The sequence below is a fragment of the Bartonella sp. MR168JLCBS genome, from assembly GCF_042194175.1.
Genome location: NZ_JBHIMP010000085.1, coordinates 1 through 1,375, shown reverse-complemented (window position 1 = coordinate 1,375; position 1,375 = coordinate 1). Strand labels below are relative to the sequence as shown.

Sequence of the window (1,375 nt, the reverse complement as noted above, 5' to 3'; positions counted from 1 at the left end):
CATCATTATTTTTGCTAACAACCCCCAATGGTGCCGACAGCCCTTGCATTGAGACGGTTCCTAAGAGGCATTTTTACTCTTTTCTTCAATATTTTTATCCACACAGCCAATCCGGCTTGTGACGTGGAAGCGAATAGTTTTGTTTGATCCAACATAAAAAGGTTTGAAACGAGAGTATCTTAAGTATCTCATGATTATCTTTATAAACAAGATCTTGTACGAAGTTGATAAGTGCTTCCCAAACTGGATGCCAACGGTTTTTCTAGCACCAACCAGGACTATAACATTGATCGATGGATACTATGCCACTTACCATGGATACATGGATACATGGATACATGGACGCATGGATGTACCTCATTTACCTGACGAAAGGGGAAACTCTCATCCTTGACTTCTGGCTTTTAAAATAAAATGAATGCTTTCAACAAAAAACGGGTAGGGTTTTCAGTACTCACGCCCATCCTAACAGATTTACCATCCGTAAACGGTAAATCTTTTGCTGATTGCTGCACTGTATTGATGGAAGACTTCTGCTAGTAATACGCCTTTTTTATAAATGGAACGCTTTACAAATGGGATATTACCACCAATCCATTCTGATTTCATAATCTTAACTTTAGCTATAAAATCGATAGAAATAAGCTTGTTTATTGCATGTTTTGCTTTTTTGTTGCTTGTTAGATTGTGGCCATAAAGAGACATCTATCACCTTTTATAAGGAGAGCAATGTTTTTTGCAATTGCGTCTAAGAGAGGAGATAACCACTCTTGATCAGATTTCGTAAAGTTTCCGAGAACATGCTGGTGAACAAGTTCTTTGGAACCAGGATGTCCGATCCCTAAGCGTACACGGCAGTAGTCAATGCCACAATGAGCATCAATGGATTTTATACCATTGTGTCCATTATTTCCGCCAGCGGTTTTTACACGCACTTTCCCGGGAGGTAAGTCCAACTCATCGCAAATGACAATAAAATTTTTCAAGTCTAATTTATAAAATCGTAAAACTTCACCGATGGCTTGGCCAGAGAGGTTCATGAAAGTTTGAGGTTTTATAAGAAAAATTTTTTCACCATCTATGAGACCATTGGAGATTTCTGCTTGAAATTTTTTCGACCATGGAGAAAAGGAGAAGGACTGATAAATGGCATCAATAACCATGAAACCAATATTATGGCGGTTATTTTGATATTGTAAACCAGGATTGCCAAGACCAGCAATGAGCCACATGCAGACCTTCAGTGAAATGAGAGGGGTTAAATAAATATCTCATAAGTTGAGGCGGGAAAAATTCCCACCTGCTGAAATTTATTAAGTTTTTGCGTTATCTTTATCATTCTCTTGTTCTGAACTATCATCACTCACATTCATAC

The 1,375-nt window shown here is 38.0% G+C and carries 2 protein-coding genes; both read right to left on the bottom strand.

What is annotated here, in order from left to right; all coding sequences use genetic code 11:
* Positions 1–474: 474 nt before the first annotated feature.
* The gene (locus ACFIK8_RS09260) at positions 475–705 is read right to left on the bottom strand and encodes a hypothetical protein (protein ID WP_375669252.1); all 231 of its coding nucleotides are present in this window, start codon (positions 703–705) and stop codon (positions 475–477) included.
* Positions 681–1,232, bottom strand: coding sequence for an aminoacyl-tRNA hydrolase (gene pth / locus ACFIK8_RS09255; RefSeq protein WP_375669251.1), 552 nt, complete (start codon positions 1,230–1,232; stop codon positions 681–683). The genes ACFIK8_RS09260 and pth overlap by 25 nt, the downstream gene beginning before the upstream one ends.
* Positions 1,233–1,375 lie beyond the last annotated feature (143 nt).